The 25,208-nt window shown below is 55.8% G+C and carries 18 protein-coding genes and 1 tRNA gene; 9 read left to right on the top strand and 10 right to left on the bottom strand.

Going from position 1 to position 25,208, the window contains the following annotated elements:
* Positions 1-307 precede the first annotated feature (307 nt).
* The 7 genes from SELIN_RS03895 (at position 308) to SELIN_RS03925 (ending at position 8,970) form a co-directional block, all read left to right on the top strand.
* Positions 308-383, top strand: a tRNA-Phe gene (locus tag SELIN_RS03895).
* A 159-nt stretch (positions 384-542) separates the two neighbouring features.
* Positions 543-1,679, top strand: coding sequence for a succinyldiaminopimelate transaminase (dapC, locus tag SELIN_RS03900; RefSeq protein ID WP_013505391.1), 1,137 nt, complete (start codon positions 543-545; stop codon positions 1,677-1,679).
* Between the two features lie 134 nt (positions 1,680-1,813).
* Positions 1,814-2,641 carry a 2,3,4,5-tetrahydropyridine-2,6-dicarboxylate N-succinyltransferase gene (locus tag SELIN_RS03905; protein ID WP_013505392.1) on the top strand — a complete coding sequence of 276 codons (828 nt, stop codon included), beginning with the start codon at positions 1,814-1,816 and terminating at the stop codon, positions 2,639-2,641.
* A gap of 28 nt (positions 2,642-2,669) precedes the next feature.
* Positions 2,670-3,746: a winged helix-turn-helix domain-containing protein gene (locus SELIN_RS15405; RefSeq protein WP_013505393.1), complete on the top strand. Its 1,077-nt coding sequence runs from the start codon at positions 2,670-2,672 to the stop codon at positions 3,744-3,746.
* 139 nt (positions 3,747-3,885) lie between these two features.
* Entirely contained in the window at positions 3,886-4,992 is a 1,107-nt protein-coding gene (locus SELIN_RS03915; protein ID WP_013505394.1) for a class II glutamine amidotransferase domain-containing protein, read from the top strand.
* Positions 4,980-6,620 carry a glutamate synthase-related protein gene (locus SELIN_RS03920; protein ID WP_013505395.1) on the top strand — a complete coding sequence of 547 codons (1,641 nt, stop codon included), beginning with the start codon at positions 4,980-4,982 and terminating at the stop codon, positions 6,618-6,620. Before SELIN_RS03915 ends, SELIN_RS03920 begins: the two co-directional genes overlap by 13 nt.
* Positions 6,621-6,630: 10 nt before the next feature.
* Positions 6,631-8,970 carry an FAD-dependent oxidoreductase gene (locus SELIN_RS03925; protein ID WP_013505396.1) on the top strand — a complete coding sequence of 780 codons (2,340 nt, stop codon included), beginning with the start codon at positions 6,631-6,633 and terminating at the stop codon, positions 8,968-8,970.
* Between the two features lie 86 nt (positions 8,971-9,056).
* Here the strand turns inward: SELIN_RS03925 and SELIN_RS03930 are convergent, their stop codons facing one another.
* The 9 genes from SELIN_RS03930 to glmS all read right to left on the bottom strand — a co-directional run bounded on the left by SELIN_RS03930 (position 9,057) and on the right by glmS (position 21,183).
* Positions 9,057-10,844: a chloride channel protein gene (locus SELIN_RS03930; RefSeq protein ID WP_049871081.1), complete on the bottom strand. Its 1,788-nt coding sequence runs from the start codon at positions 10,842-10,844 to the stop codon at positions 9,057-9,059.
* 92 nt (positions 10,845-10,936) lie between these two features.
* A complete protein-coding gene (locus SELIN_RS03935; protein ID WP_013505398.1) occupies positions 10,937-12,292 on the bottom strand; it encodes a ComEC/Rec2 family competence protein in 1,356 nt (451 codons plus the stop codon).
* Between the two features lie 123 nt (positions 12,293-12,415).
* Positions 12,416-13,087 carry a tetratricopeptide repeat protein gene (locus SELIN_RS03940; RefSeq protein WP_013505399.1) on the bottom strand — a complete coding sequence of 224 codons (672 nt, stop codon included), beginning with the start codon at positions 13,085-13,087 and terminating at the stop codon, positions 12,416-12,418.
* Positions 13,088-13,108: 21 nt separating this feature from the next.
* Positions 13,109-14,137, bottom strand: a complete 1,029-nt coding sequence (rlmN, locus tag SELIN_RS03945) for a dual-specificity RNA methyltransferase RlmN (RefSeq protein ID WP_013505400.1) — start codon at positions 14,135-14,137, stop codon at positions 13,109-13,111.
* Positions 14,138-15,140: 1,003 nt separating this feature from the next.
* Complete coding sequence (greA, locus tag SELIN_RS03950; protein ID WP_013505401.1) at positions 15,141-15,611, bottom strand: transcription elongation factor GreA; 471 nt, start codon at positions 15,609-15,611, stop codon at positions 15,141-15,143.
* Positions 15,538-16,947 carry an exodeoxyribonuclease VII large subunit gene (gene xseA, locus SELIN_RS03955; RefSeq protein WP_013505402.1) on the bottom strand — a complete coding sequence of 470 codons (1,410 nt, stop codon included), beginning with the start codon at positions 16,945-16,947 and terminating at the stop codon, positions 15,538-15,540. The genes greA and xseA overlap by 74 nt, the downstream gene beginning before the upstream one ends.
* Positions 16,948-16,976: 29 nt before the next feature.
* Positions 16,977-18,362: a protoporphyrinogen oxidase gene (gene hemG / locus SELIN_RS03960; RefSeq protein ID WP_013505403.1), complete on the bottom strand. Its 1,386-nt coding sequence runs from the start codon at positions 18,360-18,362 to the stop codon at positions 16,977-16,979.
* Entirely contained in the window at positions 18,355-19,308 is a 954-nt protein-coding gene (gene hemH / locus SELIN_RS03965) for a ferrochelatase (protein ID WP_013505404.1), read from the bottom strand. Before hemH ends, hemG begins: the two co-directional genes overlap by 8 nt.
* 66 nt (positions 19,309-19,374) lie before the next feature.
* Positions 19,375-21,183 (bottom strand): glutamine--fructose-6-phosphate transaminase (isomerizing), encoded by a 1,809-nt coding sequence (gene glmS, locus SELIN_RS03970; protein WP_013505405.1) that lies wholly within the window; start codon positions 21,181-21,183, stop codon positions 19,375-19,377.
* A gap of 294 nt (positions 21,184-21,477) precedes the next feature.
* Between glmS and scpC the strand changes: the two genes are divergently transcribed.
* Positions 21,478-23,037, top strand: coding sequence for a succinyl-CoA:acetate CoA-transferase ScpC (scpC, locus tag SELIN_RS03975; RefSeq protein ID WP_013505406.1), 1,560 nt, complete (start codon positions 21,478-21,480; stop codon positions 23,035-23,037).
* Positions 23,038-23,210: 173 nt separating this feature from the next.
* Complete coding sequence (rodA, locus tag SELIN_RS03980) at positions 23,211-24,380, top strand: rod shape-determining protein RodA (RefSeq protein WP_013505407.1); 1,170 nt, start codon at positions 23,211-23,213, stop codon at positions 24,378-24,380.
* Between the two features lie 57 nt (positions 24,381-24,437).
* Here the strand turns inward: rodA and SELIN_RS03985 are convergent, their stop codons facing one another.
* Positions 24,438-25,208, bottom strand: a complete 771-nt coding sequence (locus SELIN_RS03985; protein ID WP_013505408.1) for a nitrilase-related carbon-nitrogen hydrolase — start codon at positions 25,206-25,208, stop codon at positions 24,438-24,440.

The following is a 25,208-nucleotide window of genomic DNA, read 5'->3' on the forward strand; positions in this document are numbered from 1 at the left end:
AACAGGGTGTGCAGGCGGCAGATGCGCTTTGTGGTGTGTTTTTCAGCGGTTTCGTTTTGGCACGCAGTATGCAAATCAAGCATGGTATCTCTCTCCTTCTCTTCATAGATCTCCTTTTTCCCCCTTGCCTCGGCAAGGGGGCTGTTTTTTGGCGAAGCGCACTGACTGAGGCTAACTTCTGCTGGAATAGATGTCCCTTGTGCGGAGCTCATGGCGAGCGCTTGCGAAGCCACATTGGCGGGAATTATTCCCTTGACACCCCCGTGCTGATTTGTATATAAAGTCCCCCGAACGCTTGAACCGAGCTGCCCAGATAGCTCAGTCGGTAGAGCAGAGGACTGAAAATCCTCGTGTCGGTGGTTCGATTCCGCCTCTGGGCACCATTTTCTTTTTTTCCCCTCCCGTACGATATACGCCCATCATCTTAATGTTGATCGTTGGCATGACGATATAGATCTGGCTACGGCCTTCCACACTTCTGCAAATGCGCTTACTGGACTTCAAATCAGAACAGCTGAGCAAAATGCGCCTCAGAGGAAATTTTGAATCAACAACTTCTGCAGCTCAAGCCTTATCCAATGGAAGAGCTCAATCGACGCAAACAGGAACTGCACTGCCAGGGTGTCAGGATTTTTGACTTCGGTACAGGTGATCCAACTCTTCCCACAGAGCCGTTTATTATCGATGCCCTGCGCGACGCGATTCCTCGTGTAAGCCAGTATCCTACGGTCATGGGTGAGCCTGCTCTGCTTGATGCCTGTGCTTCCTCTTTATGGCGACGTTTTGGCGTTGTGCTCAGCGTTGAACAGATTCTGCCGACCGCAGGTTCCAAGGAAGCCGTGTTTCACTTTCCCCAGGTTTTCCTCAATGTCGACAGCAGCAGGCGGCACGTTATCTATCCCACGCCTGGATATCCGGTATATGAGCGTGGCACACTCTTTGCGCAGGGCACGCCCTGGCCGGTGGTTTTGACCGAAGAAAATGGCTTCCAAATTGACTTTTCCACTCTTCCTGAAAGCGTTCTGCAGCAAACTGCCATTGTCTGGATAAACTCTCCCCATAACCCCACGGGCGCAGTGGCCAGTGGAGCTTATTTTGAAGAGATTCTTGCCTATGCGCGAAAGTATGATTTTATCGTCTGCTCCGATGAGTGTTATTGCGATATCTATACCCATGAGCCGCCAGCCAGTATTCTGCAGCATGCCACAGAGGGGGTTCTGGCATTTTTCTCACTGTCTAAGCGCAGTGGCATGACCGGTTACCGCAGTGGCTTTGTGGCGGGTGACAGCAGCCTCATTGCCAAGTACCGCAAGTTCCGGGCTTCCATGGGAGTGGCTTCACCTGTGTTTATTCAGGCGGCGGCGACGGCTGCCTGGAGTGATGATGCCCATGTGCAAAGGCGTCGGTTGATCTTCCTGGAGCGCCGCAGGCTTTTTGAGCAGTTTTTTGCTGAGCATGGCCTGCACTGTGCCAGTGGCCCGGGAACATTCTTTCTCTGGGTAAGGGTGCCAGCCGGGTACGATGGCGAGTCCTATGCTCGCCTGCTGCTGGAGCAGGGGATTGTCGTCAGTCCCGGCAGCTTTTATGGTGAGGGATCCGAGGCGTATATTCGCCTGGCAATGGTTCCTGACCTTGAGGAGTGCCAGGAGGCGCTTTCAATCTGGAAAACTATTCTGTAATTTCACGCCGCATCATGTTCCAGCAGCCCGCGCACACGCTCACTGCTGAATGATCAGCGTTTTTTATCCCCTATGCCTCGGGTTGCTTTGTGCAGCCGTGTCCCGATCCACCCTGAAGAAATAAAGGAGAAATGATGAATTTGCAGTCCATGGAAAAACTGGTTACAGAAGCCTTTGGAGATCGTCAACTGCTCAAAAAGGATGCTTACGCTCAGGCCGTGCTGGATACCATTGCTGCGCTGGACAGTGGCATGGTTCGCGTGGCTGAGCCACAGCAGGGCCAGACCCAGTGGAAAGTGAATATCTGGGCCAAACAGGCCATTCTGCTCTATTTCTCTCTGACCCAGATGGAAGTCATGGAATCAGGGCCCTTCGAGTACTACGATAAAATGCCCCTGAAAAAAGGCTATCAGGCTGCTGGAGTGCGTGTTGTTCCTCCCGCCACGGTGCGCTATGGAGCGCATATTGAATCCGGCGCCATCCTGATGCCTTCCTATGTGAATATTGGTGGTTATGTCTCCGCAGGCTCCATGGTTGACACCTGGGCCACCGTTGGCAGCTGCGCGCAGGTGGGCAAGGGGGTGCACCTTTCCGGCGGTGTTGGACTCGGTGGCGTTTTGGAGCCCCCGTCAGCACTGCCCGTGATCATTGATGATGGTGCTTTCCTGGGATCACGCTGCATTGTGGTTGAAGGAGTGCATGTGGAAAAAGAGGCAGTGCTTGGGGCAAATGTCACCATTACGGCATCAACTCCTATTATAGATGTGACTGGACCTGAGCCTGTTACCTACAAAGGTCGTGTCCCCGCACGTTCGGTCGTTATTCCCGGCAGCATGACCAAGTCTTTTCCCGCTGGTGATTTCGGAGTGACCTGTGCCCTTATCATCGGCAAGCGCAAGGAATCAACGGACCAGAAGACCAGTCTCAATGACGTGCTGCGGGAATTCAATGTTCCCGTGTGATGAGCAGTACTAACGGAAAGGTGTCAAGATGAGCACAGCCAATATCCTTATCCTTGATAGTGCCGATGCGCGACGACTTGATATGATGGTGAAGTACTTCAGCAAGTATGGCTATCATGCCCTGCCAGCTTCTTCCGCTCCCGAGGCGTGTCAGTCCCTGAAAAACAACGACAATCTGCAGATGGTCGTCTTTGTCGCGGTGTCTGATCCGGGCGATGTACGTGAGACCTACAACCTTTTCCAGGAAATTCGACCGGTACCGGTGGTGCTTCTGGAAAACCAGCCACGATCTGTCGATTTTATGTCGGAAATGGATGAAGTGGTAACAGGACCCCTCAAAATGAGTGAAGTTCTGCCAAACCTGGTGCAGAAAGTAAAAAATGTGTCTCGCAAATTGCGCTATGGTAGCCATTCCCTCATCCAGACAGCAGTAAAGGAGCGTAACGGAGCGCCAGAGGCGCTCACCCCCGTGCGTTCCGAAGAGCAACCCGCTGAACGGAAACCCCAGAACCGCAAGCAGTCAAAACAAAAGAGCGCTCCCGAAGCCAATTCCCCAAAACCGGTGTCGGCTCCTTCGGAGCTGCGTGGCGAGGGCAAGGGCAAAGGAAAAAAGGGAGCGGCGGCCCAGGTGCAGGTGGCGGAAGTGAAAAAGCCTTCATCACCGCTGTACACAAAAAACAACACGCCAGCGCCGCAATCACCGGCAGCGGCGCCAGCGCCGCAGGTTGTCGATGATAAAGCGGAAGTTCCTCGCCAGCCGGAGCCCCAGCGCAAGGAACCGAAACTGATTCTGGTGGAGCAGATGAAGTTCGGCGACATGCGTGTGACCATGGATCGGCAGACCGAGCAGATCCTTGTCAATGGGCAGGATGTCAGCTTCACCGCGTCGGAGTATATTCTCATGAAATACCTGCTGGAAAACCGCAATCGGCTGCTCAGTCGCGAAGATATAATTCAAAGCAGTAACGCCATGAGCAAGGAGACGTCAGCTCGCAGCGTGGACGCGGCCATACGAAAACTGCGCCGGAAAATTGGTGACGATGCCAAAGAGCCTGTTATCATCAAGACGATCTGGGGCAAAGGCTATATTCTTGAAGAAAACTGATGTTGCACCTGCTGGCAGCGGGTATGCACTACTGAAATCGGCTGCCATCTACCCCGCAATTCTCTCCTTCTGTTGAATAATGCTCGCAAACAAGGGCATTATGCGATTTTATCCTGTTATCTAACCTGGAGGTAATCCTGTGTGTCGAATTGGAGCTATTAAATCGAAAGACTACCTGCACCCCAGCTGGGCACTGCGACTGATGCGGTCCCAGCAAAAAGGGCATGACAACTCCGGCTTTGCCATGGTTATGCAGGATCTGGGGGGGGTGTTTGAAAACTACAAGAAATATCCCATCCTCTCCATGGCCTGCACCGAGCAGGGAATGAAAATTGCCGAAGACATCCTGCACTCCCTGGGATTCAGCCGCATTGGCCAGTGGAACCCGGAAATCCGCCCTTCTGATGACTTGAATATCGAACCCATGCCCCTCTACGTCTTTCAGCTCTTTCATTATCCCAAGCATCTGCGTAACGCCACCGATGAGGAAAAAGAAGCCCTGCTGGTGGATACCCGCATCACCTTGCGCCGCGAACTGGAAAAAACCGGTGATGGCTATGTCTACTCCTTCTGGCCCGATACCCTGACCCTGAAAGAGATCGGCGATCCCACTGATATAGGCACCTACTTTAACCTGTGGGAAGAATCTAAAGACTTCACTGCCCGTAATATCACCGCCCAATGCCGTCAGAATACCAACTATGATATCGTGCGTTACGCGGCGCACCCCTTCTTTCTCCAGGGCTATACCGTACTGGCCAATGGCGAGAATACCTTCTACGAAAAAAATCGTCATCTGCAGAAAAGCCTGAACAAAGGCTATATCGGTTTTGAATCCGACTCGCAGTGCTTTCTCTATACACTCCACTATGTGCATCGTGAGCTGAAATGGCCACTGCAGTACTACAAGCACACCATCACTCCGCTGCCCTTTGAGGAGATTCAGCAGCGTGAGGATCGCGATGTTCTGCTGCGTATCCGCTCTTCGCTGTCGCACCTGGAAATCAATGGCCCCAATACCATCATCGGCGTGCTGCCTGATGGCACCATGTTCACGTGCTGTGACTCCAAAAAACTGCGACCCGTTGTTATCGGCAAAACCGATGACATGGTGGTCATCAGCTCTGAAGTCAATGGTGTGAACGAGATCCTGCCCGATCGTGACTGGAGGCAGGATATCTATCCCCATGAGCGTGAAACCATTGTCATCCATGACAGCCTGGAGGTGAGCCGATGGCAACAATGAGAGTCAACGCCATTGCCAGGGATGACCTGTTCTGGCGCATAAACTACAAACATGATCGCTGCACCATGTGCGGCAAGTGCCTGGCCTCCTGCCCCTTTCGGGCTATCGAGGCTGGGGTGGAGAAGCGCCGCCGTGTCATCAGCGACCACCTGACCCCAAAACCCAAGGTGCTGTTTCAGACTGTGCCGGTCATCCGTCAGGTGCTCAACCACCACGAAGCGTGCCGCGGATGCGGGATCTGCGAAAAAGTCTGCCCCAACGAGGCCATTGCCCCATACTTCAACAAGGACAATCGCCTGGCCATCAAGTATCGCAGTGCCACTGCCGATGCCTACAAACGGGGTGGCCGCTCCAACCTCAATCCCATGGGCAGCACCCTGGATAAAATTACCGTGGGTCGCATCTCCCAGATGACCGACCCCTCCCTGGACGCCCAGCGCCACACCTTCGATATTCTGGCGCCCCTGGGTCGCGTATTGCCGCCCCAGAGCCTGCCCCTGAGCATCAAGGAGGGTCGTCTGGATATCACCAGACCCCTGCCGCCCCTGAACTGGATGTACCCCATCATCATCGGCGACATGTCCATAGGTGCCCTTTCCACCCGCATGTGGGAAGCCCTGAGTATTGCCACGGCGTATCTGAACGAGGAAGCGGGTATTCCCATACGCATGTGTACGGGTGAGGGCGGAATTCCCGGCCGACTGCTGCGCTCACGCTATGTGCGCTATATGATCCTGCAGATCGCTTCCGGGCACTTCGGCTGGAACCGCATCGTCAACGCCATGCCCAGGATGCAGGATGATCCGGCTGGTGTACTCATCAAGATTGGTCAGGGAGCCAAGCCCGGCGATGGTGGCATGCTGCAGGCCAAGAAAGTGGCCCGCCACATTCAGGAAATCAGGGGTGTTCCCAAGACCGACCTGCTCAGCCCCCCCAACCACCAGGGCCTCTACTCCATTGAAGAGAGTGTGCAGAAGATGTTCCTCTCCTTCAATTCAGCATTCCAGTTCCGCGTCCCCGTGGCCATCAAGGTGGCGGCCAGCGCTACCAGCGTTTCGGTATACAACAATCTGCTGCGCGATCCCTATAATATTGTTGGCGGATTTTTCCTGGATGGTATCAGTGGCGGCACCGGCGCGGCTCAGGATATCTCACTGGATCACACCGGTCACCCCATCGTATCCAAACTGCGGGACTGCTATCTGGCGGCGGTGCACCAGGGCAAGCAGGGGCAGATTCCCCTGTGGGCCGGCGGTGGCATGGGCCAGGGCTGGAATCTGGCGGCCGATGCCTTCAAAATGATCTGCCTGGGCGCCAATGGTGTTTTCACCGGCAAGCTCATGCTGCAGTTGGCAGGATGTGTGGGGCTGGATAACGGCAAATGCAATGCGTGCAATACCGGTCTGTGTCCGGTGGGCATCTGTACCCAGAACCCGATTCTGGAAAAACGCCTGGATATCGACCGCGTGGCTGAGGGAATCGTCAACTACTTCATCGCCACTGACCAGGAACTCAAGAAGCTCATGGCTCCCATCGGCAACAGCTCACTGCCTGTAGGACGTTCCGACGCCCTCATATCCACAGATACCGCTGTTGCTGAAAAACTCAACATCCCCTATTCATGCTGAGGAGTGAACCATGACACAGAATACCTCCATTGCGCGTATCGACGGCATCGTAGATGGCAAACGCATCTCCACCCAGGAGCTGCTGCAGAATATCTATCGTGAAGTTGGCCGGGGTGTGCGCTCCTTCGAAATTCACGCTTCTGGTCAATACAATATCGGCGGACCCCTGTGGTGTGAGGGCGATGACCCCATCCACTTTACCGTCATCAATCCCGGTCAGCGTCTGGGTTCCATGGGCATGAGCGGAACCACCATCGTCGTGGAAGGCTCCGCGCCTGCTGATGTGGGCTGGCTGAATGCTGGTGCCGACATCACCGTCAGGGGCGACAGTGGTGATACCACCGCTCATTGCGCCGCCACTGGCAGCATTTATATTGGCGGGCGGGTGGGAACCCGTTCCGGTGCCCTCATGAAGCACGATCCCAAGTTCTCCGCACCCCAGTTCTGGGTTCTGGAGAGCACCGGCTCCTTCTCCTTCGAATTCATGGGCGGTGGTATCGGCGTGGTGTGTGGCTACGGCTGCGAACATCTGGAGTCCGTTCTGGGCCACCGCAGCTGCGTGGGCATGGTGGGCGGAACCGTGTATGTGCGAGGGCCCGTTGCTGATGTTGCCGATGATGTCTGGATCCTCGATCTTGATGACTCCGACCGGGCTTTTCTTCAGGAGGGCCTGCCGCGATTTGCCACCAAACTGGAGCGTCCGGAGATTCTTGATCAGCTCATGGATTTTTCCCAATGGCGCAAGATTGTCGCGAAAACCTATGAGGAGCGCATTGTCCGCTCCCTGATGCCCATTGCCCGCTTTCGCCAGGAGAAATGGGTTGAAGGGGGGATTTTTGGCGCCCTTTATGAAGACGACTACTTTGTGGCTGACTATGTGGAGCGCGATGAGCTTCGCCTGCGCAGCCCCCAGTGGCTCAATGCCACCTACAGTGCACCCTGTGAACACAATTGCCCGACCTATATCCCTACCCAAAAACGCATCGCACTGTTGCGCCAGGGCAAGGTTCAGGAAGCCCTGGAAATGGTTCTGGACTACAGCCCCTTTCCGGCGTCAGTGTGCGGCCAGGTCTGCCCCAACCTCTGTATCGACGAATGCAACCGCCGCCATGTGGATATTCCCGTCAAAGTGGATGGGCTGGGCACCCTCAGCCGCCATATCAGTGTTTCCCCTCCCCGGGAGGAGCAGGAACAGCGCATAGCCGTCATCGGCAGCGGCGTGGGTGGCCTGACCGCTGCCTGGCATCTGCGCCGCAAGGGCTATGCGGTCGATGTCTTTGAGAAGGACAGCGCCATCGGTGGCAAGCTGCGCCAGGTCATTCCCGCTGAGCGCCTTGATCAGGATACCCTGGAGGCGGAACTGCAGCGTCTGCAGACCATCGGCATTGGCATTCACTGCAACAGTGCCGTCAATGCCCAGCGCTTTGCGGAAATCGTCAGTCAGTATGACGCGGTTGTCGTGGCTGTGGGGGCCCATAATCCCGTTGTGATCCCCTTCCAGGGTCATGAGCGCCTGGTCAGGGGACTGGATTTTCTCAAGGACATCAACCGGGGCAAGCAACCCGCCGTGGGTCGCAGCGTTGTCGTCATCGGAGCGGGCAATGCCGCCATGGACGTGGTGATCGGCGCCTACCAGTGCGGAGCAACTGAGGTTACTGCCATCGATATTCAGAAACCGGCCGCTTTTGACAAGGAAATCGAACATGTCACCGGGCTGGGTGCCCGAATCCTCTGGCCGGTGCATACCGAAAAAATCACGGAACAGGGCGTACACCTCAAGGATGGACGCATTCTTGAAGCAGATACCGTTATCATCGCCGTGGGCGACCGCCCCGATTTCTCCTTCCTGCCTGACGACTACCGTGACGAAAAGGGCTTTGTGAAGCTCAACGACACCCTGCAGTGCCTGGAGAACCAGAAGGTCTTCGTCATCGGCGACGCGGTCAGGCCCGGCCTCTTTACCCATGCCATCGGCGATGGACGTAAAGCCGCCCTCAATATTCTGCGGCAGCTGGCAGGTCATCCCCTGGACACCTTTGCCAAGGCGCCCATGATTCCCCAGGATCGCGTCAGGGATGAGTACTATCACCCCATGAATCCCCAGCGCGTCAGCGAGCAGGAGGCGGACGCTGAAGCAGATCGCTGCATGAGCTGTGGCTACTGTCGCGACTGTCACTTCTGTGAGGATATCTGTCCCGAGCAGGCCATCGTGCGCCGTGAGAATGGCGACGGTACCTTTGAGTACTGCAGTCTGGACGAAAAATGTATTGGCTGCGGTATCTGCGCCGGTGTCTGCCCTTGCGGCATCTGGGTCATGGAAGACAACCTGGAGAAGTACCTGGAAGACTGAGCCGGGAAATCTGATGCCGTACACAGAGCAAAAGGGGGAGCGCCATCGCATGATGGTGCTCCCCCTTCTTTATGGCTGAAAAGCCCTCACCCCTCCTGGAGGGCGATACGCTGGACTTCGTTGTTGTAGGCCTGCAGGATTTTCTGACGCGAAATCATACCGTGGAGCTTCCCTTCGTCATCAACGACAGGCAGATGGTCGAAGTCGCGGATGGTGAATTTCTCCAGGGCATCCTGCAGGTTGTCATTCACATGGACGGTGATCAGATCCGTGCTGGCAATATCACGGGCTACGATCAGGTCGTCAAGCCCCTCTTCAAAGATAACCTTGCGGATATCCTGGAAAGAGATGATGCCCACCAGTTGCCCCTGGTGGTTCAGGACGGGAAAGTCCATCTGAGCGCTCTTGGCAATCAGCATCTGTATCTGCCGGAAGGGCAGCGACTCCGGGATGGCGTCGCAGTTGCGGGTTTCCACATCCCTGACGCTGAGGCGCTGCATGATGGTCACATCCTTGCCGCCGGAGAAGCGGTACCCCTTGCGGGTCAGGGGAACCATGTCGATGGAATCCTGTTTGAGAATCTTCATCAAGGAGACGCTGATCATGCAGGCAAACATGGTTGGCAGCACGATGTTGAAGTCTCCGGTCATCTCGAAAAGCAGGAAGATAGCGGTCAGGGGAGCCTGACTGGCGGCGGCCACCATGGCACCCATGCCCACCATGGCATAGGAAGGCATATCGATGGTGCCGGGAAGCAGCATATTGGCGATGCTGGCGAAGGAGCCCCCCAGCATCAGACCGATGAACAGGGAAGGGCCGAAAACTCCACCCGAAAAGCCACTGCCCAGGGTAACCGCGGTGGCTACAATCTTCAGCAGCACCAGGCTGAGCATCAGGTACAGGGGAATGTGGCCCATGAGCGCTTCGTTCATCCACTTGTAGCCGATACCGAACACCTGTGGGAAGGCGACGCCAATGGCGCCCAGCAGCGCCGCACCTATGAGCAGCCTGACACCGATATGCACGTTCAGCCGTTCAAAACGGTCAGTAATATGATAGTACAGGCGAATATAGCCCACCGCCACCAGTCCGGCCACCAGCCCCAGCAGGCAGTACAGGTAGAACTCCTGCAGGGATACCATGGTGAAGGCGGGCAGGAAGAACTCCACCTCCTTTTCAAAAATTGCCCGGGTGGTAACGGTAGCGACGCCTGCCGAAATGACGATGGGACTGAAGCTGTATACGGCCAGATTTCCCAGAAGCATGATCTCCAGCGCGAACATGGCTCCGGCGATAGGGGCGTCGAAGGCAGCGGATATGCCACCGGCGGCCCCGCAGGCCACCAGGATGCGCATGCGGTTGCCACTGATTCTGAAGAGCTGGCCAAAGGCGGAACCGATAGCGGCGCCAATGGCGACAATGGGCCCCTCGCGACCCGCGCTGCCACCGCTGCCCAGGGTCACGGAAGTGGTGAAGGTGCGCAGCAGGATCGTCTTGGGGGCGATGACGGCGTTCTTGAAAATGACATTTTCCAGCAGTCCCGGCAGCCCGTATCCGCTGGACTCCTTCGGATAGCGGATAATGACAGGCATGATGATCAGCGCGCCGATGATGGGGATGAAAAAGAGCAGCAGGCGTCCCGGGAAGTCGTAGGAGACACCAAAGTAGTGGAAGATATCTTCAAAGAAGAGTTTTTCCATGGCGGTAATGGAGATACGGAAAAAGGCATTGCACAGGGCGCTGAAAACCCCGATGCCAGCAGCCATGAGAATCAGGAAGGTATTGTCATTCAGGTTGATGCGCTCAATGAGCTTGAGCAGGCCCATATGGCCCTTGCCCAGAATTTTCAGATAGGTGCGTTTGCTGTGTGGCATCTCAAACCCATTCTTCCCTATGCAAGTCAGTCGGAGCACCAGGTGCCTTCGGGTTACTTGTATGCCAAACTGCAGCGGGCTTCAATGCTTTCCTACTCGAAATTCGTATTCTCTGCCCGAATGTGTTGAAACCGGCTCTTTCCCGCATTGCGGATGTGCAGTTCGCCGACTTTGACTACCCCCCTCTGCAGAAGGGAGCGTTCGGCGTAGATGGTGTTCTGGGACTGATACTGTCGGTGTTCGAAGATCAGGCGATCCCTTTCGGGGTCGTACTCTATGCGGTAGTTGCGATTTTCCAGGGTGATCGCCTGAGGCGAAGCGTTCAGGGAGAAATACACCGCCACAGGGAGCAGGGCCAAGAGGGCTGGCCGATAGGGATGGACTTTTCGCCACAGTGCTGCTGTCAGCAGTCCGAATATCAGAAGCGTGGAGATGGTGCTGAAGCGCACGGGTACGACCCAGGTCACCTGATTGAGCCACCCCAGTGCCGTGTGAAGGGGGTCAATGATGAGAGCGGCGGGCAGCAGCAGGTGCAGAAAGAAACTGTAGAGCAGGGCCGAAAATACTGGTACTGCCGCAAGATTCACCAGGGCAGACAGGAGATTGACATAGCCGAAGTGCCACGCGGTGATCGGCAGGCTGGCAAAAAAACACAAAAAACAAACCCAGACGTACTGCCAGCGGCGGAACAGCCCTGCAAAGAGGATGAGGGAGCCGGTTACCAGGTAGGAGAACTGAAAACTGGCTCCCATGATGGAGCCGGGCCAGATCAGCAGAGATATGGAAGCCGTGAGAAAAAACGTCTGCAGCGCATCGCCTTTACGACGGAACAGGTAGCCACCGGCATAAATCAAGGTAAAAATCATGGCACGGGTAGCCGGAATGGGAAATCCGACCATGGCGGTATGCAGCACCACCGTGAGCGTAGCCAGACCGATGCGGATTCCCATATTCCGCGTGAAAATGCCGGTCAGCAGCCATACCATCAGGAAAATGAAACCGATATGCAGGCCGCTGATGGCCAGCAGGTGGGCCGTACCGGCATAGGCGAAACCAGCGTGGTACTGGGGCGAGTACTCGCGGAACCCCGTAAACATACTGACAAACAGGGGGGCGACATCGGGGGGAAGCGTGTAGGAGCGTTCACGGATCCACTGGAGGTAGCGCAAACGCCAGGATGGCCCTTGCAGCGCGTCTGTGCTGATATAGAAGGGGTTGATAATGCCCTGATATCCCTGGGAGGCCAGCCAGGTCACATAACCGGAGTTGTCCGCGCTCAGGCGAGGGAAGTAGACACTGCCACGCACAAAGAGCAGACCGCGATCCCCCTGACTGACCACCCGATGCATCTGTGCATTGGTGAGGTGCAGCAGATAGCGCCCGCCCTCTTCATCACGGACTTCAACCCGCCCGCCTGCGTAGCGCCAGTCCAGTTTGGTTATGTACACATGCGCTTCCAGGCTGCGCGAATAGGGCTCAGGGATGGTGAACTGGATCCACGCACACAGGGCTACCCCGGCAAAGAGTGCAGCCGCTACCAGATGGTGGCGGTACAGTTTCTGTTGGAAGGCCTATCGCTCCAGGGTTCTGAGCAAAGTACCCGCGGTGCGGTTGCCCGGGTCAATGCGAAGCACTTCCTGCAGCTGAACCCTGGCATCTTCTCGTAGATTGTTCTGGGCCAGCATACGGGCATAGGTCATGCGGTAATCCACATTGGCCGGTTCCATCTGTACGGCCCGCGCCAACGCGCCCATGGCCTCCTGGCGCTGGCCAAAGTCGTAGGCGATAACCCCGTAGCGATAAAATGCCTCGGAATTGGTCTGGTCGTATTGCAGTCCAAGCTGATAGGCTTCCATGGCATCGCGGAATTCGCCAGACTGGTCATGCTCACGGGCTTTCTGGAAGTAGGCCCGTGCCAGGGCCGGGTCATAAGCCTGTTCCAGTGGGGGTTCCTCTGGGCGCTGGGGGGGAGTGGATGGAGTTCCGCGCAGCAGGTTGCCAGGACTGAAGGTGCGCGATGATTCCGGTCGTTCCGGTGCTGCTGTTGTACCATCCCGGTAGCGCTCCGGGATTTTCATGGTGGCGATGATCTCTTCCGGGGATTTGCTCACATGGTGGTCAATGAAGGCAAAGTTCCCACCGGACAGAAAATTCTTCAGGAACTCCCATTGGGTAATAGAGACAAGGGCAGAAAAAATGAAGAAGAGCAGTGCTCCAATGATGATTTTATGTTTACGCTCCATGGTTGCCCCCTCGATAGGTTATCAGGATGATTTTCCCGCCAGTTGACCGCAGGCTGCGTCAATGTCGGAACCACCACTTTTTCTGATAAATGTCATTACTCCTTTTTCGGCTAAAATGCGTTGAAACTGGAGTACTCTTTTTTCGTCCGGAGCATGATAATCCGCATAGTCATGTGGATTGTAGACGATAAGGTTAACCTTGCAGCGTAATCCGCGCAGCAGTTGCAGAAGTTTCTTCGCATCATCAGTGCTGTCATTGAAGTCTCTGATGAGAAGGTACTCGATAGTGATAACTTTTTTGGAACTCAGGGGAAATTCCCGCAGGGTCTGCATGAGGGCGTGGAGCCCGTCAGCACGATTGACCGGCATCAGGAAGCTGCGCTGTTCGTCATTGACGGCATGCAGGCTGATGGCCAGGTTGCAGGGCAGCTCTTCACGGGACAGGCGCCGGATTCCCTTCAGAATGCCACAGGTGGAGAGGGTGACGTGGCGGTGGCTGTAGCCCATCATCTGGGGGTGTATGATGGTTTTTATGGCAGCAATACTGTTCTCATAGTTATCCAGCGGCTCACCCATGCCCATGAAGACAAAATTTCCCACTCTCTCATGGGGCTCAATGATTTCGCGGGCGGCAAAGGCCTGAGCCAGGATTTCCGAGACGGACAGATTGCGTTTGAACCCCATGGAGGCAGTGGCGCAGAAGGTGCAGCCCATCTTGCAGCCCACCTGGGTGGAAAGGCACTGGCTGAGTTTGCTGTGTACGGGAATCAGAACCGTCTCCACCGCGTGACCGTCGGGGAAGCGCAGGAGAATCTTGCGCGTGTTGTCGACGCGGGAGTGCTGGACAGACTCAATGGTATAACGGGGAAAGTGGATCGTCTCCCTCAGGAGCGAGCGCAGTTCTTTGGACACATTGGTATAGGCGTCCATGTCCAGGCATCCTTTGGCGTAAACCCATGCCAGGAACTGGTCTACACGGAATTTTGGCTGACCGAGATCGGCGAAGAGCCGCTGGACCTGCTGATAGTTCAGTGAGCAAAAATCAATCAAGGAAATGACTCCTGAAGGGTGCTGATGTTGCCATATGGTAAATTGCAAGTTGGCTCTCAACTTTCGCACCTTGTTGTCTTGAGCTAAGCTGTTATTATACTAGTGTTTATTTCGCGGAAACCGTATTGATTTTGAATGCTTGACTTATCTGGTATTCCATTTTTCGTCTCTGGATATTGTCCTTTTTGACCGCGCAAAAAGGACACAAAAACGCGCCCCCCGAACGCCCGTTTTTCCGGCTCATTGCTCGCCTGTTCTGGAGATCCGGCAGACACTGCCTCCCTGCAGTGCTGCCGGACCACTCACTTCCTGTGAGTGTCCCGTTTGGGTCTTGCCAGCCAGGCGTCGCACTCACCGGACGGGCTCAGGGGGGACTCTCTGCTGTTCCCCCGTGTGCTGGCCCAGCCAGGACGCGCCGACTGGAACGCTATGGACCCGCAGGGTTGCCGCCACGAGGGCGGCAACCGCAAACCAAAAGCCACGGAGGGCGGTTGTTTGCGGTCCCCAGTTCCAGGCAAGCGGACGGCTGAAAAGGACAGCACTGGGGGCCGCTTCCCAGCCACTTTTTGCGGGTAAAAAGTGGCAAAAGAAACTCGTATCTATGGTGAGGATAATGTCAAGCGACGCCGTCTGTGTAGAACCATTTCGGCCATTGCAGCGTGACATCAGGGTCAGCGCTGACAACCTGCCGTTTCGGGGATGCGAAACTTCAGTTAATTATTCAGCTGACAGGGATTGCGTGAATATGCCACAAAATCCCGCGCCCTGGTTCGGGTAATTTGTCGCGGTGTACATGACTTTCGCCGGAAAAAAACTGCATTTCAGCGGAAAAGACATGTCGGTAAGCTGACAATATCATAGTATTCGTGGTGAAGGATATGATCCTTCCTCCCTCCCCCAAGGGAGCAACCCCGGTGACGCAACAGGTAAACCCTCCCCTGTACGTCAGCATAACCTCCTATTGACCGTTGCCCGACCTCCCCCAAGGTCGGGCATTCTTTTTTTACTGACCGATCTTCAGGATTTCGTACTCCACGGCGCCTTTGGGCGCGTTGACGACCACTTCGTCCCCGACGCGTTTTCCGATAAGGCTCTGGGCCAGTGGGCTCGAAACGGCAATCAGATTGCTTTTATAGTCAGCTTCGTCGTCGCCGACAACCGTGTATACCACTTCGCTGTCAGTTTCCAGGTTCAGCAGAGTGACCTGTGAACCGAAGAGGACCTTGTCGCTAGCCAGGGTGGACGGGTCGATGACCTCGGCCCGCAGCACTTTGTCTTCAAGCTCAGCGATGCGCCCCTCAATAAAAGACTGCTTTTCACGGGCGGCATGGTATTCGGCGTTTTCTTTCAAGTCACCATGGGCGCGGGCAACGGCGATTTCTTCCTTCACCTGATGGCGTTCATTTTTTTTGAGGTGCTCCAGCTCTTTTCTGAGATTTTCCAGGCCGGTTTTGGTCATGGGAATTCGATCCATCAGTATCCTCCAGAATATGCGTAATCGTAAGTTTCAATGTGCCCCGGTGCAGGATACCTGTCAGGGGTTCGCCCGGATGCAGATCGCGGGCGTTATGTGCCACGGTTCCGTCGGCTTGCAGCAGCACGCTGTAGCCCCGTTGCAGGACTTTTCGTGGCGAAAGGGTTTCCAGAAGATCGCAGCAGCGCCCCAGGCGGTGCTGCGATATATCCAGCGAGGCTTGCATCCGGTTTTCCAGCCGGTGACGCAGCAGGGAACACTGGTGTTCCAGGTGTTCGACCCTGCTTTGGGGGCTCAGGCGGTGCAGGTGATTCCCCAGGTATTCCGTTTTCTGCTGCAGGTGTGTCACACGTCTCTCCAGAATTTTATCGAGTTTGGCAGACAGGGATTCCAGGCCAAATGTGCTGCGGTCCAGTGTTCTGCGCAGAGCCAGGGTGATATCGCGTTCGTGGCGCTCCAGAATCGCTGTGTTGCGGGTCAGCTGATTCTGTTGTAGCCAGGTCATGCGCTGCTGTGCTCGTCGCAGTCTCTCCTGGATCTGGCGAAATGGGGTTGCCAGCAGGTGGCCAAAAGCCGTAGGGGTTTCCACACGCAGATCTGCCACCAGATCACAGATGCTGAGGTCAGTTTCATGGCCGACAGCCGAGATGACAGGCAGCCTGCTGCGGAAAATCGCTTCGGCAATCTCCTGGCTGTTAAACGGCTGCAGGTCAAGGGCTGAGCCTCCACCACGACACAGTACCAGCAGGTCGTAGTCTGCTGACTGTGCGGCTGCGATGGCCTCGCATATTTGGCCAACCGCCACCTGTCCCTGGACGCTGACATGGTGGATGGTGATGTCCAGACAATACAAAACATCGGATGCCGTTGACAGAATATCCTGCAGCGCGGCACCCGATTCACTGGTAATTAACGCGATTCTTTGTGGGAAAGCCGGGATGGCTTTCTTATGTATCTTATCAAAGTAGCCTTTTTTTTCAAGCTCGGCTTTGAGTTTTGCAAAAGCTTCGAAGAGTCTGCCATCCCCCTGCACCTCTACGCGGCTGGCAACCATTTGAAACGTACTGTTATAGATATCCACATAGCCCTGACATTCCACCAGGTCTCCCCGGGAAATTTTTGCCAGGCCGTGGTGGTGGTTGCGGAAGTAGGCCACCTGGAGAGACTCATTGCCTTCCTTGAGGGTGATGTACAGATGACCGGCCGCTGAGCCATTGCAGGCAAACACTTCTCCCCTGACCCGTATGTTGCGGAATTCGCGCTTCAGGCCGAAGCGTACCCGGGTGAGGAAAGCGCAGACGCTGTAGACACTGGTGGATTCAACGGATGGCAGCATGGCAGAATGCACTCCTGGAGGAGCGGGCCTCAGGGAGTCCTGCCTTCGCGCAGCAGCAGCTCGCTTATGCTGCGCGCGTCCACAACGCAGTCGTTGACGGAGATACCACGGTATGAGTTACCGGTGAAGTACAGCCGAGGTGTGTGGCGACGCAGCTCTTCAATGTCACTGAGTATCTGGCTGTGGCCCATGTTATACTGGGGGATTCCGGCATCCCAGCGGAAGATTTTGCGGTAGATGGGCTCTGCGGCAATGCCCATGGTGATGCGGAGTTCGTCGCGCACCAGCTGCACCAGAGCATCGTCATCCAATAGCGCCAGCTCAGGCTGGCGGGCTCCGCCCACCATGCACTGGGTCAGGAAGGTGCCTGCCGGGGCGCGATGCTGGAAGATGGAACTGCTCCACAGGGAACCCAGCAGTTTGCGTCCTTCCCGTCCTGGCACCAGAAAGCCAAAGCCGTTGGTGTCCACGCCGGATAAGGAAGGCGTATCATAGGCCAGAGCCACAACGGAAATGGGGGACGATTGAATTGCCCTGAGCTTCCCGGCCAGCTCGGCGAAGCCGGAGTGCAGGATGTCGGCGCTGTCCCAGGCTGGCGTGGCGCATACGACGGCGTCAAAGGTCTCTTTACCGGCGGAAGTCCAGACTTCCCACTGACTGTCCTGGGAGCAGGTGAGGTTGAGCACAGGGCAGTTGGTGCGGATGGTGGCTCCACACTGCTCCTGCAGGGCTTCTATCATTTCGTAAAGTCCACCCTTGAAGGAGGTCAGCAGTCCGGCGGGCCCTGCCGGGCCGGAGGATGTTTCACCCTGCTGCTTTTTCTCTTTCTTAATGGCAAAGAGGGCGCGGGTCAGGGAACCATACTGCCGCTCCATCTGGTAGATTCTCGGGAAGCAGGATCTGACGCTCATGTGCGCGGGGTTTCCGGCATAGACACCGCTGGCCATGGGGTCGATCAGCCGCTCAAAGGCTTCGCGACCGAGCTTGCGGCAGCCGAATTCCTCCAGGGTCTCATCCTCAGCCCGTGGCTTGGGGGCAAAGTGCTCCAGGCACAGGCGCAGCTTGCCAAGGGGGCTCAGCAGCGGACTTGCCATGAACTTCAGCGGGTGAGCGTGGATTTCATTGAGCCTGGCGCTGGAATAGATAAAGCGGCGGGCGCTGTTGGCGTTGGCGGGAAGCAAGGTTGCGGTCAGTCCCAGCTCGTGGCTGAGCTGGACGATCTCCGGTCGACTGTCCAGGAAGCCGTTGGGCCCGGACTCACAGGTGAACTCCCCGCGGGATGTCTGTATCTTTCCGCCGGTTCTGGGTGCGGCTTCGAAAACGGTAATCCTGGCATCCGGTGCACCCTGATGCAGGTAATAGGCGGTACCAAGGCCGCTGAGGCCGCCGCCGATAATGGCAATACGTTCAGTCATGGTTGAGCTCCCGGCTGATCATGTGGGCAATAGCGTGGGCGAACAGGTCAGAGTCATTCAGGCACTCGACGACAGCATACTCCTTGACGCCCACCACTCCGGCCAGTTCCCGGTGCTCCATCTCAAGTTCGTAAACGGTTTCAACATTGTCACAGGTGAAGCTGACGGGCACCACCAGCATGTTTTCATGCCCCTCATCCACCAGCTCGGGCAGGCGGTGGTCGATATCCGGCTCCAGCCACTTGCCACGGGTGGCGCGGCTCTGGAAGACCACATCGTGGGCGTAGTCGGGGTAGAACTCCAGCAGCGCCTGAACCGTGCGGTAAATGTGGTCGCGATAGGGGTCGCCACTGCGGATAAGCTTTTCCGGCAGGGAGTGGGCGCAGAAGAGCAGCAGGGGCTTGTGCTGGCATTTCTGCAGCGCCTGATCGATTTTCTGACGCATGGCAGCGATATAGAAACGCTCGTCAGGGTAGGATTCCACCAGGTGGGTTTGGACGCCCTGAATGTCCTGTGTCGCCTGCTGGAAGTCTTCCACGCTGCTGCCCGTGGTGGAGAGGCTGTAGTGGGGGTACATGCTGAAACCGATTATCCGCGAGCAGCCCTTTTCCACCAGCTGCTGTACCGTTGCCGGTGTGCGGGGCTCCAGATAACGCATGCCCGCAGCCACCATGGCCTCAATGCCCAGCTGTGCCAGCTCCTGTTCCACCTTGGGGGCGAGCTTTTCCGTGTGCTCCAGCAGGGGGCTCTTGCCGCCGATGAGCTCATAGTGGCTGATGGCCGTAGGCAGGCGACGGGATATGATGTAGCTGGCCAGGGCCTTGCGCACCAGGCCATTGCGTATTCCAAGGATGCGCGGGTCGTTAAAAAGGCCGGTCAGAAAAGGCAGTACCTGCTCCAGGGAAGACGGGCCTCCCATATTCAGCAGTACGACTCCTGTTTTCATGAAGTACTCCTCGCGAAAATTTTTTGATACCAGATGCGCCACCTTTAAGGGGAGGAACGCTCAGAGTTATTCCACCGTAACCGACTTCGCCAGGTTGCGGGGCTGGTCCACGTCGCAGCCCTTGTAGTCGGCGATATGGTAGGCCAGGAACTGCATGGGAATGGCATTGACAAGCGGGCTCAGCTCTTCGTCGACTTCCGGGACCACGAAGTTCTCCACGGCTCCGCTGAGCTGGTTGTCCGGATTCGTGATGGCGATGACCAGTCCGTTGCGTGCCATGACCTCCTCTATATTGGAGATGGTCTTTTCGTAGACCTCTGACGCGGTGGCGACCACCACCACGGGCATTTCCTTGTCTATCAGGGCGATGGGCCCGTGTTTCATTTCACCGGCAGCGTATCCCTCGGCGTGGATATAGGATATCTCCTTGAGCTTCAGCGCGCCTTCCAGGGCGATAGGGAAGTTATAGGAGCGGCCGAGAAAAAGGAAGTCCTGGTGATTATGAAAGTTGCGGGCGAACTCAGTGTACCTTGGCTCGTCGCTCAACACCTGTTCCATCTGCTCGGGCAGCGCCTCGATGGCTTTAAATTTGCGTTTGATGTCCTTGGCTTTGAGATGGCCGCACTTCTGCCCCAGGAACAGTGCCAGCAGGTAGAGGGCTGCCAGTTGTGTGGTGAACGCCTTGGTGGAGGCGACGCCGATTTCCGGCCCGGCGTTGGTGTAGAGGACGCCGTGGGATTCGCGGGCAATGGAGCTGTCCACCACATTGCAGATGCAGATGACCTTGGCGCCGAGTTGCTTCGCATCCTTTAGTGCCGCCAGGGTATCGGCGGTCTCGCCGCTTTGACTGACGGGAACGACCAGGGTTGTGGGGTTGATGATTTTCGGGCGATAGCGATACTCGCTGGCAATATCAACCTCGACGGGAATCGCGGCATATTTCTCAATATAGTATTTTCCGATCATGGCGGCGTGCCAGCTGGTTCCACAGGCGACCAGCTGAATGCGCTCCACCGCGGCCAGGTCTCCATCGCTGAGGTGAATGTCACTGAGGAGTATTTCACCATCATCGTGCTTCCCCATGAGGGTGTCGCGAATGGCCCGTGGCTGCTCGTATATTTCCTTGAGCATAAAGTGCTTGTATCCACCTTTTTCCGCAGCGGATGGGCTCCAGGATACGGTTTTCACCGGCCGCTCAACCAGGACTCCGTTGTGATAAATCTGCACGGAGCCGGGAGTGACCAAAGCGATGTCTCCGTCTTCGAGGAACTGGAAATCGCGGGTGTGGGAGAGTACAGCGGGAATATCGCTGGCGATAAAGTGCTCATCTGCGCCTGTACCGATGACCAGAGGCGACTCTTTTTTGACGCAGACGATGGACTGGGGCGTCATGGTGTCCATGGCCACAATGGAAAAAGCTCCCTTGAGCTGTTTCACCGCAGCCATGACGGCTTCCAGAAAGTCGCCCTGATAGTGTTTGCGGATAAGGTGAGCGATGACTTCTGTGTCAGTCTGAGAGAGAAAGGTGTAGCCCTCTTTCTCCAGAGATGCCTTGAGTTTTTTGTGGTTTTCAATTATGCCATTATGGACCAGGTAAATGTTGTCGGACTGGTGGGGATGGGCATTGCTGACCGAAGGTTTTCCGTGGGTGGCCCAGCGGGTGTGGCCGATTCCCATGGAGCCGGGAAGGTGGCTGCTGGCCAGGAGTTTCTCCAGGTTCATCAGCTTGCCCTTTTCCTTGATGGTGGAACAGTTGCCGTCCTGCATGGTGGCGATACCGGCAGAGTCGTATCCGCGGTATTCCAGGCGCTTGAGTCCTTCCAGTATAATGGGCATGGCCGCCCGCGAGCCGGTATATCCGACGATTCCGCACATAGTGAACCTCTTTCTGGTCAGTCTGGTGCGGAGTATAGCATTACGGTGTCTTTTCAGGAACAGCAAATCTCGGGATGGTGGGTGCATGTGTCCGGAGCCGCTCCGGGACTCTGTTTGCAGGGAGGCGGGCGTGAGGAAGATTGTGTACAATGGACACTTCCAGTAGAAACCCGTTTTATTTCTTCGGGATTTCCTGTTGACAACGCAACGGTTTTCTGAGTAAATAACGAGATATTTTCGGCTTCTTCGAGTACTTATTCGAAAATATAACTTATTTTATTTTAAGGAGGCACCATGTCTGACCTGAAGTCAAGAGTGCGCGACGCGTCCCTTCATCACCTCTTCATGAAGCCCGAGGACACCATTCCCTTTTTCAAGCAAGCTGAAACCAAGCCCATGAACCTGGGTTGGTCCGGTTTTACTCCCGTTGGCTACCCCAAGGTGGTCCCCATTGCCATAGCCGAGCACGTAGAACGCAACAACCTGCAGGGGAAGTGGAAATTCAACCTGTTTATCGGTGCTTCCGTTGGTGCTGAAACCGAAGATCGCTGGGCAACCCTTGACATCATCGACCGCCGCTGGCCCTACCAGACCGGGAAAAACCTGGGCAAAGCCATCAACACCGGCAAGATCCGCATGGGTGACAAGCACCTCTCCATGTTCGCTCAGGACCTGAAGTACGGATTCTACACCAAGGATTCCGGTGGAAAGCTGGACGTGGCCATTATCGAAGCCTCCGGTATCACCGAAGAAGGTCATATCATCCTGGCCGGCTCCATCGGTGCCGCCCCTGAAATCATTGACATCGCGGAAAAGATTATCGTCGAAGTCAACACTGGCCTGCCCTCTTTTGAAGGTATGCACGATATCCTGATGACGGACCTGCCCCCCTACCGCAAAATTCTGCCTATTACTGACGTGCGTCAGCGTTGCGGCACTCCCTATGTTCCCACTGACAAGAGCAAAATCATCGCCATTGTCGAGTCAAAAATGCCTGATAACGGCCGTGCCCTGAAGGGAACCGATGAAGTTTCCCAGGCCATCGCCGATCATATCGTCGATTTCTTCCAGGCCGAAGTGAAGGCTGGACGTCTGCCCAAAAACCTGCTGCCCCTGCAGTCCGGCGTGGGTAATATCGCTAACGCCGTTGTCGGCGGCCTGACCGCTTCTCCCTTTGAAGACCTGGTGGTATTCACCGAGGTTCTCCAGGACACCTTCCTGCCCTTCCTGGACTCCGGCAAGTGCAAGTTCATCAACTGTACATCCCTGTCCCTTTCCAACGAAGGCTTCGCGGAGTGGTGGAGCAAGTACGACAAGTACAAGGAAATGGTTCTGATGCGTCCACAGCAGATATCCAACAACCCCGAGCTCATCCGTCGCCTTGGCGTTATCGGCATGAACACGCCGGTTGAGTTTGATATCTACGCCCACGCCAACTCCACCCTGGTGGGCGGAACCCGCATGATCAACGGTATCGGCGGTTCTGGTGATTTCGAGCGCAACGCGTATATCTCCATGATGCACTGCCCCTCTGTGCGCCCATCCAAGACCGACGAGTTCGGTATCTCCGGCGTGGTGCCCAAAGTACCCCACGTTGACCACACTGAGCACGATATTGACGTCCTGGTTACTGATCAGGGTCTGGCTGACCTGCGTGGGCTGGCTCCCAAGGATCGTGCCCGCGAGATCATCAACAAGTGTGCCCACCCCACGTACAAAGACTACCTCATGGAGTACCTGGAGCGCGCCGAAAAAACCACGGGCTACCACCACGAGCCCCAGCTCCTCGACGAGTGCTACAACATGCACATCAGCCTGGAGAAAAACGGAACCATGCGCTTCTGGGAAAAGTAACTCCCGCTTTGAGAACACACGGCAAGCCCCACGAAAGTGGGGCTTTTTTTATTGCATATCAGGCGTGATGTTTTCGATATGACATGGCAGCTGGATTTTCCGGGAAAAAAGAGGTAGAAAGGAGCGTTGCAGAAGCCATATCCGGGTTCGTATTTTTTTTGGTGAAGGTTTGCATGTATCTGAATGGCCAGCAGAGTATCGGGAAGCGACAGCAGTTTTTCATAGAGTTTTTTGGGCGTCTGGACTGGCTGCTGATATTTTTTACGCTCTCCCTTTGCGCCTATGGGATCCTGATGATATACACGTCATCCTATGACGCCCTGAATCAGCAGCCATCGGCGATGTTCTACAAACAGCTCACCTGGATCTGCATTGGTATTGTCGTCATGTTCGTCATGGCTTTTGTGGACTACCACTTCCTGGTGCGCTATGCCTATATCTGGTATTTGATCCTCCTGCTGATCCTCCTCTACGTTCTGATTCACGGCAGTGTTGGCATGGGTGCGCAGCGCTGGATACGCATTGGCGGGATTGGCATTCAGCCCAGTGAAATCGGCAAGCTGGTCATCGTGTTTACCATGGCCAAATATTTCTCCGATCTGCGCAAGGTTGGCAATCTCGCCCTCTTTGACCTGTGGAAGCCATTTGCCCTGGTGCTGATCCCCTTTCTGATGATCGCCAATCAGCCTGACCTGGGCACTTCCCTGATGTTTATCATGCTCTTTGCCATCATGGTTTTTGTGGCGGGCATTAACCTGAAACTGCTTTCGGCGGTGTTTGTCTTTACTCTGGCATCTCTACCGGTTTTGTGGAGCGCCATGAAACCCTATCAGAAGCGGCGTGTCCTGACGTTTCTCAACCCCGAGTCAGATCCCCATGGTGCGGGGTATCACATCATCCAGTCAAAAATTGCCATTGGTTCCGGCGGAATCTGGGGTAAAGGTTTGCTGGAAGGAACCCAGAGTCAGCTGCGCTTTTTGCCGGAGCGTCATACGGATTTCATCGGCAGCGTTATGGCGGAGGAGCTTGGGATGGTGGGTATGCTCATCTTTTTCGCGCTCTTTTTTCTGCTGATCCTGCGAGCCTTTGAGATAGCCCAGAGCTCCAAGGATCGCGAGGGGACCTTCCTGGCGGTGGGCATTATCTCTATTCTGGTGCTGCATGCGTTTGTCAATCTGGGGATGATCATGGGACTGCTGCCGGTGGTGGGAGTTCCCCTGCCCTTTATCTCCTATGGAGGCTCCAGTATGGTTGCGGTGCTGGCAGGCATCGGCATTCTGTTGAATATCCGCATCAGGCGCTTACGCCTGAATGCGGAAAGTGAAAAGTCACTGTTGATTTAGTTCAGTGAGCCCTTGTCTTCCATGGTATGGCCAAGCTCTTCTTGTATCGCACTCTTTTTACTGGTAGAGCTCAGGCTTGCGATCCCGGAAAACGGGGATCATCTGGCGCACTTCGTCGGATTTGGCGGGGTCTACCAGGCATATCAGCAACTCTTCCTGCTCTCCTGAGCCTTCAGCCAGCACCTTGCCCCAAGGGTCAACCACCAGAGAATGTCCCGCGAACTGCATCTTCTCGTGCAGGCGCCCCACATTATTGCAGCTGATGAAAAAAGCCTGGTTTTCAATGGCCCGAGCGATGCACAGGGTTCTGAAGTGATCCAGGCGCTCCATGGGCCACTGGCTCGGCAGAAATATCATGGCAGCCTTATCTACGGCCAGGGCGCGGAACATCTCGGGGAAGCGCAGGTCGTAGCAGATTCCCGCGCCATAGATGCCATTATCAGGGCTGTGTGCCAGGCCGCGGCTGTTGCCGCCGATCAGGTAGCGCTCCTCGCGCAGCAGGGTAAAGAGGTGAATCTTGTTGTATTCCAGCTCCTTGACCCCCCGGTTGTAGGAGCTCAGGTGATTATGGATGCCGGCCGGGGATTTTTTGAGCATGCTGCCGATGATGGTGCAGTTGTGTTGTCGGGAAAGTTCCGCGATCTGTTCCTCGATTTCGTCACACACCGGTGCCAGTTCCGCGAACTGTTTATTACAGAAGCCAGTGCTCCATAATTCAGGCAGCACATAGATCTGACAGTCGTTGGTGCGCAGGATGTGGCGCACCTTTTCCAGATTCTGAAAGGGTTCGGCTGTAACCACTTCCATCTGAAAGACACCAATTTTCAT

Origin of the sequence: Desulfurispirillum indicum S5 (assembly GCF_000177635.2) — a bacterium.
Classification (GTDB): Bacteria; Chrysiogenota; Chrysiogenetes; order Chrysiogenales; family Chrysiogenaceae; genus Desulfurispirillum; species Desulfurispirillum indicum.

Excerpts from the sequence above, each read along its gene's own strand:
- SELIN_RS03905 (WP_013505392.1), top strand. The coding sequence starts at position 1,814 with ATGAATTTGCAGTCCATGGAAAAACTGGTTACAGAAGCCTTTGGAGAT.
- SELIN_RS15405 (WP_013505393.1), top strand. The coding sequence starts at position 2,670 with ATGAGCACAGCCAATATCCTTATCCTTGATAGTGCCGATGCGCGACGA.
- SELIN_RS03920 (WP_013505395.1), top strand. The coding sequence starts at position 4,980 with ATGGCAACAATGAGAGTCAACGCCATTGCCAGGGATGACCTGTTCTGG.
- SELIN_RS03925 (WP_013505396.1), top strand. The coding sequence starts at position 6,631 with ATGACACAGAATACCTCCATTGCGCGTATCGACGGCATCGTAGATGGC.
- SELIN_RS03930 (WP_049871081.1), bottom strand. The coding sequence starts at position 10,844 with ATGCCACACAGCAAACGCACCTATCTGAAAATTCTGGGCAAGGGCCAT.
- SELIN_RS03940 (WP_013505399.1), bottom strand. The coding sequence starts at position 13,087 with ATGGAGCGTAAACATAAAATCATCATTGGAGCACTGCTCTTCTTCATT.
- greA (WP_013505401.1), bottom strand. The coding sequence starts at position 15,611 with ATGGATCGAATTCCCATGACCAAAACCGGCCTGGAAAATCTCAGAAAA.
- xseA (WP_013505402.1), bottom strand. The coding sequence starts at position 16,947 with ATGCTGCCATCCGTTGAATCCACCAGTGTCTACAGCGTCTGCGCTTTC.
- hemG (WP_013505403.1), bottom strand. The coding sequence starts at position 18,362 with ATGACTGAACGTATTGCCATTATCGGCGGCGGCCTCAGCGGCCTTGGT.
- hemH (WP_013505404.1), bottom strand. The coding sequence starts at position 19,308 with ATGAAAACAGGAGTCGTACTGCTGAATATGGGAGGCCCGTCTTCCCTG.
- glmS (WP_013505405.1), bottom strand. The coding sequence starts at position 21,183 with ATGTGCGGAATCGTCGGATATACCGGCTCGCGGGCGGCCATGCCCATT.
- scpC (WP_013505406.1), top strand. The coding sequence starts at position 21,478 with ATGTCTGACCTGAAGTCAAGAGTGCGCGACGCGTCCCTTCATCACCTC.
- rodA (WP_013505407.1), top strand. The coding sequence starts at position 23,211 with ATGTATCTGAATGGCCAGCAGAGTATCGGGAAGCGACAGCAGTTTTTC.
- SELIN_RS03985 (WP_013505408.1), bottom strand. The coding sequence starts at position 25,208 with ATGAAAATTGGTGTCTTTCAGATGGAAGTGGTTACAGCCGAACCCTTT.